Here is a 12,925-nt window from a genome sequence, read left to right on the forward strand (position 1 = left end):
AAAAGAAATCTAATCTATGACTGATGTGGATGATGTTGAGGGTATCACAAGTTTCAAGCTGTCTTTCAGTTTTGGAGATAGTATTAAGGATGCACCTATAAAACTCTGGAACATATCACTGCAATACGATCCTGATTCAAAAACACTGGTAAGTATGCCCATTACCTATGAATCTCTATGTAGATGTAATAAGAGCATACACAGTAACTCTTATTATTAAAAAACAAGACCAAGGGTATTAGAGATAGTGGAAGAGTATTATTAGAGAGTATGAAGTAGATACAGTATATCTACTAGCTAAGGAGTTAGCTTATGATGTTGTTACTGGACAGACTGATAACCTTGCTGCTGCTCTTGCTAAGACCTCCGGTAAGGACATCGTTCAGTTTGCTAAGGCGGTTGGGGTTTCTCATCCTAATATCGATGGGAAGGTTTGTGTGACGAAAGATGGGAATACACAAAAGTCTAGCTATGGTGTGTATGACTTAGCTACAGCGACTGACAAGAATGCAAAAAGCAATGCGGAAGGTGGGCACACCTCACTTTGTGGTGATAAGGGTGGTTCAAGTGCACAAAAGGGAGGAACAACTCCTGAGGTTTTCAAGCACTTTGTAGAAAAAACTCTCAAGGATGGTAGTAAGAACTGGCCAACTTCGTCGAAGGAAAGTGGGGTAACGTCTGATGATAAGAACGACAACGCCAAAGCTGTCGCTGGTGACCTAACAAAGCTCTCCTCTGAAGAAAAAACCATAGTAGCTGGGTTACTAGCTAAAACTATTGAAGGTGGGGAGGTTGTTGAAATAAGGGCGGTTTCTTCTACTTCTGTGATGGTCAATTCATCAGGCTATGCGGAATCTCATCATATGATGTAATTGTAGTTTGGAGGTTTGAGAAGCTTCTGATGCTTCTGTAGGAACCTGAAACAAGTTACTTACACGGCTGCGCTTAACTTCGGTGAATGTTTTACGAGATATAGTGAATCACACTCTACGAGAGTTAAGAATAGAATCTCATAGCAACCTCAATACTTTAATGCGAGGATATATTTTAGTGCGGGATGGCTTCAGAGCAGGATAGTGATTCTTAGAGACTGGTCTAATTGCATAGACCATCACCACGCAGAGTTCGGAAGTTACTTTCGAATACTCTGTAAAGTATCAGTATGTGCATTACATATAGATCTCTAGCTAGACCAAAAGCCTGCGCAATAAACCTTGCTTTTAGCATAAGACTAAGAAATTAGGAAAAAGCTTAGGAGTCGTTCCTTATGCTTGCGTTGGGCTTGGGGGTAACTTCGTGGGCGTTGTTGATGGGCATATAACAAACCACTCCATCTCTGACCCTGTATGTCCATAGCAAGTAGCTAGGCAAAGTTAGTGCTAGATCACTCGCAAAGCTAACTATGATTCAACTCTTTTCACTGAGACTAGAACTGTACAACGGGTTCAAACGGTTACTTCGCGTGAAATTACATGTGATCCAAGACTTTCCTCTAAAACTTTGAGGTTATCTGCACTTCGAGGAAAGCTAATCTGTGTCAGATGCGGATGGCATTGAACGCATTACAGGTTAAGCTGTCTTGCAGTTTCTAGGGGTATTATAAGGTTGTACCAATAAAACCCTGAAACATATCACTGCAATACGATCCCGATTCGAATACACTGGAAAGTATGTCCGTTACTTGCGGATCTATAGCTACACCAATAGCCTACACAATAAATCTTGTTATTTAGCATAAGCCTAAGAAATTAGAAAAAGCTCAAACGTTGTTCCTTATGCGTGCGTTGGTCCTGGTGGTAACTTCGTTGGTGTTGTTGATGGCCACATCACAAAACACTCCATCTTTGCCCTTGTATGTCCCTATCAAGTAGCTAGGCAAATCAGTGCTACATCACTTACGAAACAAACTATGATCAGCGATTTACAATACATAGCAGGTCCGTACAGTGGCTTTACACTCTTACCCAGCATGAAAAATACTTGCTACCTAGGAATCTCCACTACGTATCTTATAAAGGCTATCTGTACTTTGAGAGGAAGCTAATCTGTTCAGATTCGGATGGTGTTTAGAACATCACTCCTAAGCTTGCTTATACATAAAGGCTGGGTTGAGTTATCAGCTCCTGAAATCTCTGCTTTCGCTGGGGGTTTCTACCATCGCGTTGTTGGTGATGGTGTCTATGATGATCTGCCTGCTCAACTGCTGCTATCCATCACATACAGCTTGTAAAGTATACTCTTCAAGTGCTGTAGTACCAGAGCATCAAAGCTTTATTCTGCTATCTCCTGCATGTACTTGCTGGTTCTTTCTTAGGTGCCGAGAGGGTTCAAATTCTAGAACATCACCTAATACTAAAGACCACACATCTGTAGATATCACATGCCATACTAGCCATCGCAGGATCATAACGCATGTCAAACCACGGCTATGAGAAGTATCTAACAGCGTTTACAAAAATCTGAAATCCATCAGCATATTTCTCTACAGCCCCTTTTGTATTCTGGTGACCATGTACAATATCGGTCCAGTCATATCTTTGAGTAAAGAATATTGCCCTTTCGGGATGCGGCATCATCATCAGCGCCCTCCCACTGTTGCACGTTATAGCAGCAATGTCCCGTGCTGATCCATTAGGGTTATAAGGGAACTCTCCTTCCGCATATTCTCCATCAGAGTTTACATAACGCAACGCTATATCTCCCTGCGTTTCTAGATTTTGTAGCACATCCTCAGCAGCGTAAAACTTGCCCTCACCATGTGCCACTGGAATATACATCTTATCTATGCCGTCCAACCATACAGAGTTGTTACTTGCCTTTACTGTAACCCAACGACACTGGTACATGCCAACGTCATTACTGACCAAAGCAACATTCGGACACAACATCCTGAGTAGTATTTGGCACCCATTGCAAATACCCAACAGGAGAGTATCACGTGCCATAAAGTCACGAATGTGCTCATTCAGTCCATGAATTAGTCGTAACGCATACGCATTTCCCGCACCGGTATCATCACCGTAGGAAAACCCTCCTGGTATTACCATAGTATTGAACGAAGCAAGCTGCTTAGGATTTGATAACAGCTCTTTGATATGCACAATTTTACCAGAGATGTTAGTGTTTAGATACCTACCCGCCTCCTGGAAAGCAAAAAGCGTCTCTTCCTCACAGTTCAGCCCATATCCTGATAATACAATAACGTTCATGCATCTACCTAATAAACTCATGAATTTTAGCATCATTTGACATGACTTATATTACTTTTTACCATCTATCGAGTATATTTTAGTAATAACGGTAGGTTGTAGTGCAAAACTATGATGTAGTAGTTGTTGGTGGAGGACATGCTGGTTGCGAGGCCGCTGCCGCTGCTGCACGAGTAGGTGCTAAAACTTTATTGGTTACACATAAAGTAGAATCCATAGGAGAGATGTCCTGCAATCCCGCTATAGGTGGTATTGCGAAAGGAGTAGTAGTGCGTGAGGTCGATGCGTTAGACGGCCTTATGGGAAAGGTCATCGATAAATCTAGTATTCACTCTATAATCCTCAATAGAAGTAAAGGACCAGCCGTATGGGGACCAAGAGCACAGGCAGATAGGGAAGTTTACAAGCCTACTATGCGTGATATGGTGCTACACTACGAAAACTTAACAGTTATATCAGAGGAAGTAGTTGACTTTACCGTTGATGGTGTAGAAGAACGCCCTCAGATCTCCTCGGTATTGCTGTCGAATGGAGAGTTGATAAAAACTACCAGATTAGTTTTTGCTACAGGAACCTTCTTAGGAGGGACAATACACGTAGGAAATGAAAGCTTTCCAGCAGGCAGGATAGGAGACAAACCCTCCACAAAGCTTCCACAAGCCCTGACAGCACATGGATTTCAATTGGGTAGATTGAAAACTGGCACTCCTCCGAGAATTGATAGAGACAGTATAAATTGGTCAAAACTCTTGGAGCAAAAGGGAGATGTGCTTCCGACGCCATTTTCTTTTATGTCTGAGTGCGTGAGTTTGCCTCAAATATCTTGCTACGTGACTCATACCAATGAAAAAACTCATGAAATCATTAGAAGGAACCTACATCTAGCGGGCTCACGGTGCGAGTCTCTCTTAGATGTAATGGCTCCTAGGTATTGCCCCTCTATAGAAGAAAAGATACGCAGATTTCCAGACCACAAAAGCCATCAGATTTTCCTTGAACCCGAGGGACTTGAAACTAACTCTGTATACCCAAATGGTATATCTACTTCTTGTCCTATTGAAGTGCAGCTTGAGATGCTGAGGAGTATTAATGGACTAGAACAGGCTGTGATGCTCCGCCATGGATACACTGTGGAATACAACTTCATAGATCCTCGCGAGTTGTACCATACGTTAGAGACTAAAAAAATTAAAGGGCTCTTCTGCGCAGGGCAAATTAATGGCACTACAGGGTATGAAGAAGCTGCCGGACAGGGTATCGTTGCCGGAGCAAATGCCGCGCTTTCTTTAGTGCAAAATCAGGAACCTCTGGTTTTGAAGCGTAGTGACTCATACATAGGAGTGATGATAGATGATCTTGTAACATTAGGTACAAGCGAGCCTTATAGGCTTTTTACATCACGTGCTGAGTATAGGCTAACTCTGCGCTCTGATAATGCTGATATGCGCTTAACTGAGATCGGACGTGCGTACTCACTAGTATCTCAAGAGCGTTTTGATCGCTTATCTCAAAAAAAACAAGAGATGCATGCTTTGCTGAATGCTCTAAAGGGTATCGTAGCCACACCCAACGATATTGCAGAATATGACATTGCCATTGCACAGAATGGTGAAAAGAAAAATGCCTTTGAATTGCTCAGTCACCCTAACATAAACATGGAAGTACTGTTAAAAATATGGCCAAGTCTAAGATCTTTTAGTGCTGGTACACTGGCTTTAATGGAAATTGAAGGAAAGTACGCACCTTATTTGAAGCGGCAGGAGGCTGACATCAAATCATTCCTAGAGGAAGAAAATTTGTCTATACCTAAAGATATTCTTTACTCTGACGTGTACGGGTTATCAAAAGAGGCACAGGAGAAACTACAAGCAGTCAAGCCGTTTTCCATAGGCGCAGCAAGAAGAATACCAGGTATTACACCAGCGGCTATCGCGAATATCTTGATACACTTACGCTGCAAGCATAAGTCCTCACATAAGTCACTGTAAACAGCATTCGCAACCACGTGTGCTTCTTTCTGTTTCTGTATTTGTATGCGCCCCATATTAGAATAAGGAATCTTCGCTGTATAGCAACGTAGCTGCAGTGTAATACCATATCTATGTACGCTGTACTCCAGCGTTTGCCTGATACAGGAACCAAACCTCAAAGCCTTGAAGTGTCGCACCCACAAATTATATGTACACTACATCGTACTGACACACTCAGCATATTTCCTTCCATCAATCACCGATGCCCTTTAAGTTAAAAGAAAGCACTCTGAGAAAATGCGACTGACACTCCTGCACACAGCTATCTAAATTTGTGTCATTGCTTTCTCACATCACAAGGCAGTGACAGCACCACCCTTCTCCGCTGTTCGTGCTCTTTCTCATGATCGCTGCAATGCAACTACTGTACACATAGTAGCTCCTGCGTGTAGCGCAAAATCTTGTGCATCTGACTTCGCAACGCAAGAGCATGCATACCAAACTTATGATCCGGTATTCGACAGGAAATACAGCTCAGCACAATACAAGCCTAGTTTTCGGAAACTGTAGTTACGTAACTGTAGAGCGCATCCGTGTCACCATTACAAATGCTATCTCCAAGACACTTATCACCTGACTAAGATGCTCCACAGCACAAAAGCGTTGAAGTTGACGACCCCGCGCAACCGAACAGCACATAGAAACTTACCCTACTGCTATACACTCCCAAATCTACATGCCTACGTGCGTACGTCTCACGTGCGTAATAACCCCTTCTGGCAAGAAAAGCATAGAATCCGTTTCTAATTGACTATGGCCATTATATCTAATGCCATTCATGAGAGTGCTACACGTAACACCTGTGACTATCATGAATGCTCTATCTCTTACCATATCACGCTCTGTGTATTCTCTGTCGTAGTCACTTATACCTAACTTGCCTGCCCTATCACGTAACTCAGCGGTATTTAATACCAATCTACCACAGATCTGCCCTCCTACAGCCGACAATGCCACAGCTGAAAGCACGCCTTCTGTAGCGCCGCCTACCCCCAAGCAGATATCATTCTCACCTTTTATGAGAGATATAACAGCACCGATATCGCCGTCGTCAATTAACCGTACTCTCACACCTAGCGATCTTAGCTCACTGATCAAAGAAAGGTGTCTATCTCTCTTTAATACTACGGCTACTAGATCTGTCATTGCTCGTTTCTTAGCCACAGACAAATTTTGCAAATTAGTCTTCAGATCATTGTCCATACTCACAATACCTGCTGGCAAGCCTGGCCCTACAGCTATTCTGTCCATGTACACATCTGGAGCTTTTAGCAGACTACCCTTCTTGGCCACGGCAATTACTGACATTGCCCCATCCTTATGCAGAGCGCACGTGGTCGTACCTTCTAGAGGATCAACTGCTATGTCAAGAGCAGGCCCACCTTTACCAACTCTCTCCCCTATATATAGCATAGGAGCATTATCTCTTTCTCCCTCTCCTATCACTATTTCACCATCTATAGCCATAGTGTTCAGAGTAGAACGCATTGCATCCACCGCCGCTCGGTCTGCTCCCTTTTCGTCAGACTTTCCTGCAAACTTGTACGCCTCAACAGCTGCAAGTTCCGTTACTTTTAGAAACTGAAAACACAGATCTTCTATTAGCATTAATTCCTCGCTATCTCGAAATAGTCATTCACAAAAATGTAATACTCCATTATGATACACGAGTTATTGTGTAATCAATAGACTAATGTGCGGATAGCGGCGTCGTCGGTTTGCTTGTTTTTGTTGTGTGGGTGCCTGACGCAAAGTCCTGCTCCTGTCTCTATGAAGGGAGAGAGGTTCTATGGAAGCACAGATAGCGATGAACACTTAGAATATCGTTTGACTAGAGATAATAGTACACCTACTGGTAGATCTACTGCTAAACCTGGGCTGGTTCTCGTTGAAGATGCTTCTACTAGCAATATGGACCCTGTGGTATATGAGGCACGTCCTGGGTGCGATTTTTCCATGCCTTTGAATGGTAAGGTGGTTTCCATGCAGAGCTTTGGTAACACAGGTGGAGTGCGCTGTGAAAGCGGAGTCGCAATAATTAGCAAGGGTGACATAGAGGTAACGGCATCATCTAGGGGAAAGGTAATGTATGTTGGCAAAAACCTGAGAAAATACGGCAACCTGGTCATACTAGAGCACGACCGGTACACAATTACCATGTACTATAATCTTGATGAGATTGGAGTTAAAATTGGCGATTCCGTGAACAAGGGAGATGTTTTAGCTACGATTGCATCATCCTATGCTGGAGGAAAAGCTCTTTCTGAAGGCAATACACCATTCTGCTGTTTTTCTATGCGTCATGATGGAAAGGAAGTAGATACAGTACAACACTTAAAGCAATGCAAGTTGTCACAAAGGTAGTGCGTGCACATATCTCAAGCCTGATATCTACCACATCTGCTGAAGTTTTACGTAAAATCGCGTCTCAAATACGCTAGCTTGCCGTTAGTTGAGAGAGCAAGTGTGAGTTACTAGTCCGATAATAACTCACCTTCATGAAATACATACCATTATGGTTGGTAACTGCAGCAACTTTAGAAATCCTACAGATTCTATGTAGCTTATATACACGCAATTATATATGCACAAAACAACATTCGACTGTATACATATCCGCTATAGTGAACACTTAATCTTCCAGAAACCGTTAAGTTGTGAATATCATATTTCCGCAAAAAAAAATCCAATAATAAATTCCATGCCAATTGGCATGGAATTCCTCGCTTCCCCGCCTTATGCGCTACATGGATGTTATACCTCTATGTAAAAACAGTATTTATTCCAGTAATAAAAAATCAATATTTCTGATATATAGTACTAGAGTCGTGGTAGTATAGGTTGCAAGTAGTAAATGTCAGAATATGTGTCCGAAAGAAGAGCGATAAATACACTATGCTCCTATTGGGATCAGCTTCGCAATGGCAGATGTTACCCTAGAAAGGACGAAATAGAACCTGAAGAGCTTATGACGATTTGGCCGAATTGCTTCATGCTGCAGGTAAAGTATGCTGATGGAGAAAAGCGGTATGAGTGCATCTATGCCGGAGAAGAAGCTGTACGGCTCTATGGTTCTGATCTTAAGCACTACTCAGAAACGGAAAACATGGTAATTTTCTTTCCGCAAGTTGTGGAAAACTTGTATGATTACCTGGAATCTGTTGTTGAAAATCAAAGACCTATAATAGAAGAAACCGAAAAGACAACACCTAAGGGAAGGGAAGTCAAGATACGCCAGTGTCTGTTACCACTTGGGAATGACAATACCGTGGATCACATAATAGGCGTGGTTGGAGGTAGGGTATATTAACCTGTGATGTGTACCCTTTTATGAAATTAACGTATTCTGCGTACGTTCTGTCTTTTTGTAACGTGTCCATATTGTAGGTACAGTGGTAAGTTGTAATAGCCCCCTTGTTGTCGCACCATAAATGGCATCGCTTTATGGCGGTTGACATTCTTGTATGGTGCTTATAGAATTCCTAAGGCGTTGGCGAGTTGGATTTGCATGCTTTTTTCCCTGTTGCGTGGTTGTACTAGGATTGGCATAACCGTCCTGGGTGGGGCTTGCGGTGTTCTCGCCATGAGTAGAGGTGTACTAAAGGAGCACATGAAGTCTTCTCTGAAGGAAATGGGCTTTGTGTGCAGAGAGGAGTTTGATGCCCTAGACGAGTGCTTTAGGCGCTTTCAGGCTTCCAAGGAGAAACAAAGTCATCAGCGTGATAAGGAATAATTGGACTCTTGAAGAAACGTTAGAGCTCTTTGGCCTACCGTTTAATGATTTGCTATTCAAGGCTCATATGGTGCATAGGGAGTACTTTCGTCACAACGAGGTACAGGTTTGTGCACTGGCAAATATTAAAGCGGGTGGTTGTCCGGAGAACTGTTGTTATTGTTCCCAGAGCGCACATAACAAAACTGGCCTTACCAAGAAGGGGCTATCAAGTGTTGAGGAAGTGCGTACTGCGGCGCGGCGTGCCAAAGATGTTGGGGTACACAGGTTTTGTTTTGCTGCAGCATGGCGTAACCTGCATGATCGGGATGTTGACCGTATCTGCGAGTTTGTCAAAGCTATAAAAGAAGAGGGTCTGGAGAGCTGTGCATCTCTAGGCATGTTGAAGCTTGAACAGGCGCAGAAGCTCAAGGAAGCTGGTTTAGACTTTTATAATCATAATGTTGATACCTCGCGGGCTTACTATCATAACATAGTTACCACACGAACGTACGATGAGCGGCTAGACACGATCAATAATGTGCAAGAGGCTGGGATTAATGTATGCTGTGGTGGCATATTAGGAATGGGTGAGAGCACAGAGGATCGGGCTCAGATGCTATTAACCCTTGCAAACCTTAAACAGCATCCACGTTCTGTACCAATCAACAGACTTGTGGCATTCAAAGGTACTCCTTTAGAGGGTGCAAAGAAAGTCAATAGCGTTGATTTTGTTCGTACCATAGCGGTTGCTCGTATAATGATGCCAGCATCATATGTACGTCTTGCTGCTGGTAGGTCAGACATGACGGAAGAGATGCATGCTTTATGCTTTTTTGCAGGTGCAAACTCTATCTTTTACGGTGAACAGCTACTCACTACTGAAAATGCTACACCGGAATTTGATCAAAATTTGCTTTCTAGGCTTGGTGTTGTAGCAACACCTTCCGGAGCACATGAGTCTTGTGCTTGTTAGGAATTCTCCATCATGTTGGTGACACAATCCTTCAAGTTGTTATACTACTGTATGACGTGGTTAGTTTACTGGTATGGCTCTGCGATCAGCTACTGTGCGGGGTGGTTCATCTTGAAAAAACATTCTGCCACACGCTCAGCTTTGACAAATTTAGGGCACGACTTAAAACCTTAGCTATACTATAGCTATTAGCAATCCCCCTGCCCCTTCAAAACAACGCTTTTATAATATGCAACGTGGAAACTCTGAAATTTCATTGTATCCGATGTGAACTCACTTGATGCAGAATATACGTATGCATTTAAACAGCATACCTGTTTACAATACCTACGGACAGTTTTTGGCATATTCAAGCCCTGATGTAGCATTGTGTTCACCAGTCTAAGTAACATTTCCTATATTTAACCCATTTTGAGAATCATTTCGTTACGTAGTATTTTGCTGTGCCACTTTATAAACCTTTTGGCAGCAACTTATGGGTACAGCAATAAAGTATACATGCAACAAGGTCACTAATAACACCGGAAGAAGATATAAAGTGATATTTAGCGTAATCATGTGAAAATTCCTACTATTACGTATGCAGCGATAAAACTTTGGCATCAAGCCCAGGAAGTATCATACGTGCCTGTAGTATATTGCTATGGGCTTTCTTATGAACGTGGAATTTATATCGCGTATAGAGGAGAACTACGGAGTGTCAATGGGCACATAGCACATAGCACATAGCACATAGCACATAGCACATAGCACATAGCACATAGCACATAGCACATAGCACATAGCACATAGCACATAGCACATAGCACATAGCACATAGCACATAGCACATGCATAAGTGTACTCAAGATTTAAAATCAATTTTATAATTTCGGCATTAGGCACTTGTAAGGTACACAGTGCGCGCATTGGCCCCAATATCACGCAGAACACGTACTTCCATTACCTCAAAAGATGATACTCGTCTGCAGCACCGAGAAATTCGAGAAAATAGGAGACATGTCGCTTGTACTCTAGCTACACATAATATAGACTGAAGCATCAGGTGGAGTTGTAGTCGCTGTGCTTTTTTTGCACAGAGGAAAGTCCGGACTCCAAGAGAAGATGGTGGCAGGTAACTCCTGCCGGGGGTAACTCTAGGTTAGGGCCACAGAAAACTACCGCCCCGTAAAGGGGTAAGGGTGAAAAGGTGCGGTAAGAGCGCACCGTACTCGTGGTAACACGCAGTAGCAAGGTAACCACTACCAGGAGCAAGGCTAAGAAGGGCATTATGGCTTCTCTCATTTGTTGCCCGGGTAAGCCGCATGAGGCATGCAGCGATGCATATCCCAGATGAATGACTACATAACACAGAATCCGGCTTATCTCCACCTGACATCCACAGGCCTTTGTTACCTAATGATGACTTTATAGTAATTGGTCGATAACACCACGATACCTTTCACCGCGATACCTTTCAGTTCAGTAAGACTGTATTTCACTGATATGTTCGCAAGTCTACGTAATATTCCCTGTCTTCAACTTATGGTCGAAGTGACTTTTTATGACATACACTGCGATCATAGGTCGCATAAATGCATAATAACATACCTCACAGATTATTCTATTGGCCGATCGAGAACGTAACTTCGTACACGTACTTAATCTAAAACGCCGTAAAAATTTCCCTACGCTCTTCATAGTAACGTCAGCAGATGTCTGCTCGGACAAAGAAAATTTCACATATAAAACGAGATAGCGATTTCTTGTAGAAGTCTTCTTATGTGTGCAGTGTAGATGCGCTTGAGACGAGAAAGTTTTTCATACAAAGTCTTCGGTAAGGACATTCCACTTTCTAAGGATGTCGGAATTTCTCATCTGAGCCTTGATAACAAGGTTTATGCGACAGGAGAATGGTCAGAGCCCATCATCGCTAACAACCTACAGAATATATGCGGCCGATACATCTACTAAGAGGCATAATAACTCTTATTATTAAAAAGCAATACCAAGGGTATAAAGGATAGTGGAAGAGTATTATTAGAGAGGATGAAACAGTATATCTACTAGCTAAGGAGTTAGCTTATGATGTTGTTACTGGGCAGACTGATAAGCTTACTGCTGCTCTTGCCAAGACTTCCGGTAAAGACATCGTTCAGTTTGCGAATGCTCTTGGAATTTCTCATTCCGGTATTGATGGGAAGATTTGTAAGACGAAGGCCCAAAGTGGGAAGAAGTATGGTGAGTATGCGGAGGAAACTGAGAAGAGTAGTAGTAGTTATAAGACATCTTTATGTGGGGATGATGGAGGTAGTGAGGCATCAACGACTAACAACGCAGGACAGGCGTTAGGGGATTTTGTTGCCAAAACTTTGAAAGAGGGTAGTAACGGGAATTGGCCAACCTCTAGGAAAGCGAAGTCGGGGAATACGAATGGAGAAGATCCTAAACAAAACGACAACGCCAAAGCCGTAGCTAAAGACCTAGTCAAGGAATTAACCCCCGAAGAAAAAACCATAGTAGCAGGGTTACTAGAATTGTGATAGAAAACTACACCATTTTGTAAGTTACTAAGGGTTTCATTATTAAATATCGAGGTTTATGCTTAGGACATAGTCCACCTGCTAAGGCCGTTAAAATCCCCCACCACATCATCGATAGTAAGATTTGCAGATCAAAATATATCACATACGCGAATACCTATTCACGCAGAGTATCCCTATTCTTGCGTATGCTGTTCAGCACATCAAAAAGTCTGCCTCCTCAGAGCTTCCTAATATCTGGGACTAAGCTACCTTGCACTAATGGCAGTGTGTGCTATAAGGTAACGCACATCCGTCCCTAAATGGATGAAACTCTCAACCTTCTCTGATACGCTAGTAGCACCACTAACTCAAACGGCTTACATAACTTCAAAAGCTGCATAGCACACAGAGTCTTATTCCTCGCGTAGTATCAATGTTAGAGGAACGCGAAATAGATTAATCTTCCCGCACACAAATTAGGACATCAAGCGAGC

General features: G+C 42.7%; 10 protein-coding genes, 1 other RNA gene and 2 pseudogenes. 11 read left to right on the plus strand and 2 right to left on the minus strand.

The features are described from left to right. Positions 1–16: 16 nt before the first annotated feature. From APHWEB_RS01110 to APHWEB_RS06220, 3 genes and pseudogenes are all read left to right on the plus strand, one after another. Complete coding sequence (locus APHWEB_RS01110; RefSeq protein WP_020848802.1) at positions 17–220, plus strand: hypothetical protein; 204 nt, start codon at positions 17–19, stop codon at positions 218–220. A 5-nt stretch (positions 221–225) separates the two neighbouring features. Then, positions 226–839, plus strand: a pseudogene (locus tag APHWEB_RS06855) (P44/Msp2 family outer membrane protein); the annotation flags it as partial. 1,231 nt (positions 840–2,070) lie between these two features. Next, positions 2,071–2,230, plus strand: a pseudogene (locus APHWEB_RS06220) (P44/Msp2 family outer membrane protein); the annotation flags it as partial. 196 nt (positions 2,231–2,426) lie between these two features. On the opposite strand, the gene APHWEB_RS01120 reads toward APHWEB_RS06220, so the two are convergent. Then, positions 2,427–3,209, minus strand: a complete 783-nt coding sequence (locus APHWEB_RS01120) for a phosphoribosylformylglycinamidine synthase subunit PurQ (protein WP_011450367.1) — start codon at positions 3,207–3,209, stop codon at positions 2,427–2,429. 101 nt (positions 3,210–3,310) lie between these two features. Between APHWEB_RS01120 and mnmG the strand changes: the two genes are divergently transcribed. Then, positions 3,311–5,197 (plus strand): tRNA uridine-5-carboxymethylaminomethyl(34) synthesis enzyme MnmG, encoded by a 1,887-nt coding sequence (gene mnmG, locus APHWEB_RS01125; protein ID WP_011450366.1) that lies wholly within the window; start codon positions 3,311–3,313, stop codon positions 5,195–5,197. 714 nt (positions 5,198–5,911) lie between these two features. On the opposite strand, the gene APHWEB_RS01130 is transcribed toward mnmG, so the two are convergent. Beyond that, positions 5,912–6,847: a fructose-bisphosphatase class II family protein gene (locus tag APHWEB_RS01130; RefSeq protein ID WP_011450364.1), complete on the minus strand. Its 936-nt coding sequence runs from the start codon at positions 6,845–6,847 to the stop codon at positions 5,912–5,914. An 87-nt stretch (positions 6,848–6,934) separates the two neighbouring features. On the opposite strand from APHWEB_RS01130, the gene APHWEB_RS01135 reads away from it, so the two are divergent. The 7 genes from APHWEB_RS01135 (at position 6,935) to APHWEB_RS07050 (ending at position 12,449) form a co-directional block, all read left to right on the plus strand. Further along, complete coding sequence (locus APHWEB_RS01135) at positions 6,935–7,603, plus strand: M23 family metallopeptidase (protein WP_011450363.1); 669 nt, start codon at positions 6,935–6,937, stop codon at positions 7,601–7,603. Between the two features lie 490 nt (positions 7,604–8,093). Then, positions 8,094–8,549 carry a PAS domain-containing protein gene (locus tag APHWEB_RS01140; RefSeq protein WP_011450362.1) on the plus strand — a complete coding sequence of 152 codons (456 nt, stop codon included), beginning with the start codon at positions 8,094–8,096 and terminating at the stop codon, positions 8,547–8,549. Positions 8,550–8,747: 198 nt separating this feature from the next. After that, the gene (locus APHWEB_RS01145) at positions 8,748–8,972 is read left to right on the plus strand and encodes a hypothetical protein (protein ID WP_044104173.1); all 225 of its coding nucleotides are present in this window, start codon (positions 8,748–8,750) and stop codon (positions 8,970–8,972) included. After that, positions 8,959–9,927: a biotin synthase BioB gene (gene bioB / locus APHWEB_RS01150; RefSeq protein ID WP_011450360.1), complete on the plus strand. Its 969-nt coding sequence runs from the start codon at positions 8,959–8,961 to the stop codon at positions 9,925–9,927. The genes APHWEB_RS01145 and bioB overlap by 14 nt, the downstream gene beginning before the upstream one ends. Positions 9,928–10,968: 1,041 nt before the next feature. Further along, an RNA gene (gene rnpB / locus APHWEB_RS05865) (RNase P RNA component class A) lies at positions 10,969–11,306 on the plus strand. A 685-nt stretch (positions 11,307–11,991) separates the two neighbouring features. Continuing rightward, positions 11,992–12,258: a hypothetical protein gene (locus tag APHWEB_RS07045; RefSeq protein ID WP_155370086.1), complete on the plus strand. Its 267-nt coding sequence runs from the start codon at positions 11,992–11,994 to the stop codon at positions 12,256–12,258. Between the two features lie 20 nt (positions 12,259–12,278). Further along, on the plus strand, positions 12,279–12,449 hold the full coding sequence (locus APHWEB_RS07050) for a hypothetical protein (protein WP_020848796.1): 171 nt from the start codon (positions 12,279–12,281) through the stop codon (positions 12,447–12,449). Positions 12,450–12,925: the final 476 nt, after the last annotated feature.

Source organism: Anaplasma phagocytophilum str. Webster (assembly GCF_000964685.1).
Classification (GTDB): Bacteria; Pseudomonadota; Alphaproteobacteria; order Rickettsiales; family Anaplasmataceae; genus Anaplasma; species Anaplasma phagocytophilum.

Excerpts from the sequence above, each read along its gene's own strand:
- APHWEB_RS01110 (WP_020848802.1), top strand. The coding sequence starts at position 17 with ATGACTGATGTGGATGATGTTGAGGGTATCACAAGTTTCAAGCTGTCT.
- APHWEB_RS01120 (WP_011450367.1), bottom strand. The coding sequence starts at position 3,209 with ATGAACGTTATTGTATTATCAGGATATGGGCTGAACTGTGAGGAAGAG.
- APHWEB_RS01130 (WP_011450364.1), bottom strand. The coding sequence starts at position 6,847 with ATGCTAATAGAAGATCTGTGTTTTCAGTTTCTAAAAGTAACGGAACTT.
- APHWEB_RS01140 (WP_011450362.1), top strand. The coding sequence starts at position 8,094 with ATGTCAGAATATGTGTCCGAAAGAAGAGCGATAAATACACTATGCTCC.
- APHWEB_RS01145 (WP_044104173.1), top strand. The coding sequence starts at position 8,748 with ATGCTTTTTTCCCTGTTGCGTGGTTGTACTAGGATTGGCATAACCGTC.
- APHWEB_RS07045 (WP_155370086.1), top strand. The coding sequence starts at position 11,992 with ATGATGTTGTTACTGGGCAGACTGATAAGCTTACTGCTGCTCTTGCCA.